The sequence below is a fragment of the Stieleria sp. genome (assembly GCF_041595215.1).
Lineage (GTDB): Bacteria > Planctomycetota > Planctomycetia > Pirellulales > Pirellulaceae > Stieleria > Stieleria magnilauensis.
The window spans coordinates 1-5210 of the sequence record NZ_JBFHKV010000600.1; the positions used below are offsets into that span (position 1 = coordinate 1).

The 5210-nt window shown below is 59.1% G+C and carries 4 protein-coding genes; all 4 read left to right on the forward strand.

Annotated features, from left to right (window positions below; all coding sequences use genetic code 11):
* Nucleotides 1–176: 176 nt before the first annotated feature.
* Complete coding sequence (locus tag ABX749_RS20835) at nt 177–1697, forward strand: sugar MFS transporter (RefSeq protein WP_145219579.1); 1521 nt, start codon at nt 177–179, stop codon at nt 1695–1697.
* 185 nt (nt 1698–1882) lie between these two features.
* The gene (aspS, locus tag ABX749_RS20840; RefSeq protein ID WP_372897673.1) at nt 1883–3661 is read left to right on the forward strand and encodes an aspartate--tRNA ligase; all 1779 of its coding nucleotides are present in this window, start codon (nt 1883–1885) and stop codon (nt 3659–3661) included.
* A 47-nt stretch (nt 3662–3708) separates the two neighbouring features.
* On the forward strand, nt 3709–4620 hold the full coding sequence (locus ABX749_RS20845; RefSeq protein WP_372897674.1) for a sugar phosphate isomerase/epimerase family protein: 912 nt from the start codon (nt 3709–3711) through the stop codon (nt 4618–4620).
* Nucleotides 4621–4766: 146 nt separating this feature from the next.
* The coding region (mraW, locus tag ABX749_RS20850) for a 16S rRNA (cytosine(1402)-N(4))-methyltransferase (RefSeq protein WP_372897675.1) at nt 4767–5210 on the forward strand (444 nt) is incomplete at its 3' end.

Sequence of the window (5210 nt, forward strand, 5' to 3'; positions counted from 1 at the left end):
CACAATTTTTGACTTCTGCGTGGAGTATAGCGGGGGTGCTAGTGGCGACGGGGGGCCGCGGGGATTACGTTTGGCATTCGGTCATTTAACGCCGTAATTGCTTGACTTGGCTGGCCAATAGTGGCAGCATCTCGACCGCCTTCCAATTCTCTCCTCCCCCCGTATAGATACTGACGATGGAAAACCGGAAAAAGCTTCTCACCGCAGGGTTTCTGACTCTGATTGCCGCAGGGATCGGATTTGCAGTCCGGGCGGGGCTGTTAGATGTTTGGTCAAAGCAGTACGGGTTCACGATGACCGAACTTGGCCAGATCACCGGTGGGGGGTTGCTGGGGTTTGGTCTGGTGATTTTGTTCGCGGGCTTGCTGGTCGATTTTGTCGGCTACAAGACGCTGTTGGTCATCGCGATGGCTTGTCACCTGATCTCCGCGATCATGCTGTTTTCGGCCACGCCGGTATTTAATGCGGCGGGCAAGGACGCGGTCTACAACATCTTGTTCTGGTCGGCGTTCATTTTTGCGGTCGGCAACGGCATTTGCGAGGCGGTCATCAACCCGCTGACCGCGGCGATTTATCCGGAGCAGAAGACGCACTACTTGAACATCCTGCACGCCGGATGGCCGGCCGGACTCGTGCTCGGCGGGCTGATCGTGTTCCTCAAAGGCAGCGTGGGTTGGGAAATCCTGTTGGCGACGTATTTGATCCCCGTCGCGATGTACGGCTTCATCTCCGTCAAGGAACCGTTTCCGCAGACCGATGCCCAGCAGGGTTCGATTTCCTATGGCGGGATGTTTGCCAAGTTGATCGGTCCGTTCTTTGTGATCCTGCTGATCGCTCACGCCTGTGTCGGGTACGTGGAATTGGGGACCGACAGTTGGATCAACAAGATCACCGGTGGGATTCTCAAGAGTGCCTTCCTGGGGACGGCGCTGTTCATTTACACGTCCTTGCTGATGACCGGGCTGCGTTTCTTTGCTGGGCCGATCGTGCACAAGATCTCGTCGTTGGGATTGCTGTTGATCAGCGCCTGTACCGGTGCCGTTGGGCTTTATCTGATCAGCATCGGCGACAGCGTGCCGTTCATGTTCTTCGCCGCCACGGTTTACGCGTTGGGCAAGACGTTCTTGTGGCCCACGATGTTGGGTGTGGTTGGCGAGCGGTTCCCGCAAAGTGCGACCGTCGCGATGGCCCTGATGGGATTTGTCGGGATGACGTCGGCCGGTGTGCTCGGCGGCCCGGGGATCGGCTACAAGCAGGATTACTTTGCATCGCAGTACATCCAAGAACAGGCACCGGAAACATTCCAACGCGTCAAAGCACCCAACGAAAACCAGTTCTTGGTGTTCCCTCCGATCACCGGGATCGACGGTGCCAAGGCGGGGATGCTTGCCGACAATGGCGAGTCGATCGTGTCGGACGTCGAGATCGCCGGCGATCGCATCGAAGAAGAAGAGTTCAAGGGGTTGCGGGCACAGTACAAATGGTGGCAAGAGAACAAGGAATACGCATCGGTTGATGCCGAGCCGGTTGCCGAAGCGACGCTGCACGGGAGCCGGATGGCGATTCGTGTGACGGCCTTGGTCCCGGCGACGATGGCGGTCCTGTATTTGATCTTGTTGTTCGGATTCAAGGCACCCAAACAAGTGCCGCCAGAGGAAGCCGAGGAGATCGCCCAGACGGGTCCTGCCGAGTATTGATCCGGTCGGCCGGTCTTCGCAAAAACGCGTTCAACGCCCCGAATCCAGCCGGATTCGGGGCGTTTTTTGTTGGATTTTTACCAGCCGCCCTGGGGCCCCTAAGCAATTCGCTCGCCACAGTTTAGAATCCGCCCCCATCGGCAGTTTTGATCCCCTTTCCCTTCCCCCCGAATTAGTCAAGATCCGTGCTACGCACCCACAACTGCGGCGAGCTCCGCAAAGAACACGTCGGAACCGAAGTCACTCTTTGTGGGTGGGTTGAGAATAAACGCGACCACGGCGGCGCGGTGTTTATCGATCTGCGGGACCGATACGGATTGACCCAAGTCGTGATCGGGCCGCCCGAGGCGGACCAGGCTCAGATCGATGCGGCGGGACATGTCCCGGCGGAAAGTGTCATCCTGGTGCGCGGCAAAGTGGCCGATCGCTTGCAAGGCAAAACCAACGACAAGCTGGCGACCGGTGCGATCGAAGTGCGTTGTCCCGAACTGGAAATCCTCAACGCCTGTCAGACGCCGCCGTTCACCCCCGGCCAAGCCGATCTTCCCGGTGAAGACCTGCGGCTGAAGTACCGTTTTCTGGACCTGCGACGGCCGGAAATGCTGCGGGCGATGGTGCTGCGCAGCACGATCATCAAAGAGATGCGTGACTACTTTGCCGAGCACGATTTCATCGATGTCGAGACGCCGATTCTGGGACGCAGCACGCCCGAAGGCGCCCGCGATTACCTGGTCCCCAGCCGCGTGCATCCCGGCAGCTTTTACGCGTTGCCGCAGTCCCCGCAGCTGTACAAACAGATTTTGATGGTCGCCGGCTTCGATCGCTACGTCCAAGTCGCAAAGTGTTTCCGTGATGAAGACTTGCGTGCCGATCGTCAGCCCGAATTCACCCAGTTGGACCTGGAAATGTCTTTCGTCGATGCCGACGACATCATGGGCTTGATCGACGGCTTGGTGGCTCAAACGGCCAAGAACGTCCTCGGCAAAGAAGTCAAATTGCCGCTTCCGCGAATGACCTACGACGAGGCGATGCGGCGGTTCGGCCACGACGCGCCCGACCTGCGATTCGGCATGGAAATCGTCGACGTGACCTCGGTCGCCAAGAAGACCGAGTTCCGCGTGTTCCGGGCGACCGCCGACGCCGGCAACTTCGTCCGCGGCATTCGCGCCGAAGGGGCCGCCGAAAAGTACTCCCGTCGCCAGATCGACGAGCTGACCGAATTCGTCAAAGATTTTGGCGCCAAAGGGCTCGCCTGGTTCCGCGTCGAAGAAGACGGTTCGCTGTGGAGCCCGGTGGCGAAGAACTTTGATGCCGAACACTTGGCCGAGATCAAGAGCTTGATGGCTGGCGAGCCCGGTGACTTGTTGATGTTCCTGGCCGATAGCTGGGAAGTCACCTGCAAGGGCCTGTACGCACTGCGGAAACGGCTCGGTGCGGAACTCAAACTCTACGATGCCGATCAGTTGCATTGCAGTTGGGTCACCGAGTTTCCGATGTTCGAACGCGACGAGGAATCGGGCCGATGGGTGGCGATGCACCACCCCTTCACCGCGCCGCTGAAAAGCGATCTCGAGAAACTGGATAGCGATCCGCAGGCCTGTCGCGCCCAAGCCTATGACTTGGTCATCAACGGCAGCGAAGCCGGCGGCGGTACGATTCGGATTCACGACCAGAAAACGCAATCGAAAGTGTTTGAGTTGTTGGGGATCGACGAGGCGACGGCCGAAGATCGTTTCGGGTTCCTGCTCAACGCGCTTCGATTCGGTGCACCGCCCCACGGCGGGATCGCCTTGGGGGTCGACCGCTGGGTCATGTTGCTGGCCGGTTTGGAGAACATCCGCGAAGTGATCGCATTTCCCAAGACGCAAAAGGCGTCAGACTTGATGACCGAGGCTCCCGGAGCGGTCGATCAAGATCAGTTGACCGAACTGCATTTGCGTAGCCTGGCCAAGAAAGCCGAGTAGAATCGAGTGACGCCTTAACGCCCCCATACACGACGAGGATATTCGAGATGCGACGACGAACTGCACTTCAAACCATGGGCACGCTCGGTGTCGCCGGGCTTTCCGTGGCGATGCGATCCACCCCGCTGTTTGCCGAATCCGGCGACGGACACGATTGGCTTCGCAAGACGCTCAAGATCGGGATGATCGGAGTCAAAGGCTCGTTGGAAGAGAAGTTTCGGGTGGCCAAAGAGGCCGGGTTTGAAGGCGTCGAAGTCAACGTCCCCGGGATCGATGTCGACGAAGTCAACAAGGCATCCAAGGCGTCGGGATTGATCGTCGATGGCAGCGTGGGCGGCACGCACTGGAACATTCGGCACAGCGACCCCGATCCGGAGGTCCGCGCAAAGGCACTGGACAATCTGAAACGCGGTATCGAAGAAACCGCCGCGGTCGGTGGTGATTCGTGTCTGTTGGTCGTCGGTCACGGCAAAGACGGCACGCATGAAGAGGTCTACCAGCGATCGAGCGACAACATTCGTGCCGCCTTGCCGACCGCCGAAAAGCACAACGTCGCGATCCTGGTCGAAAACGTTTGGAATCATTTTTTGTATGACCACGAAGGCGGAAGCGATCAGTCGGTCGAACCGCTGGCCAAGTACATCGACCAGTTCGATTCACCCTTGGTCGGGTTGCAGTTCGACTTGGGCAACCACTGGAAATATGGCGACGTGGCCCAGTGGGTGCGGGAGCTCGGCCCGCGAATCAAGAAGCTGGACATCAAAGGTTTTTCGCGAGCGGAGAACAAGTTCACCAAGATCACCGAGGGTGATGTCGATTGGCCGGCCGTCGAAGCGGCGCTGCGCGAGATCGGTTTCAACGGTTGGTGCGCGGCCGAAGTCGGCGGCGGAGATGCGGCTCGGTTGAAAGAAGTCGCCGACAACATGGAAGCCGCCCTGCACTGCTCGGTCAACAAGTAGGTCACGCTGTGCGTGACGGGTGGCATGCACAGCATGCCCTACACTCGGTCAATAGGTAGGTCACGCTATGCGTGACGGGTGGCTGAACAAAATCGATCGACGATACTCCGCTCCCGTTTCCAACTTCGCCTGATGGCCTGACACGCGTGACTGAACCAAACGACAATCGCCCCTGCCACGTCTCGGTGATGCCCGAGGAGATCGTTCATTGGGTGAGCGAGTGTTCGCCAACGGTCGTGATCGATGGGACCTACGGAGCCGGCGGTCATTCGCGTCTGTTGTTGGATGTGGTCGGCGACGAGGGGCTGGTGATCGGGCTGGATCGCGATCCGGCGGTGCTCGCTCGCGTTGAATCCGAACCTGCGGTCGATCGCTTGTCGGTGTTCTTGGGCAGTTACGAGCAGGCCGCCAAGGCGCTACAGGCCAGCGGGCTGGAGCATGCTGATGCAATGGTGTTGGACCTGGGGCTGTCCAGTGATCAGCTAGCCGATCGCGATCGCGGATTCAGCTTTCAGCACGATGGTCCGCTCGATTTGCGTTTCGATCCGGAGAACGGGATCCCGGCCAGTGAATGGCTCGCCCGGAATAGC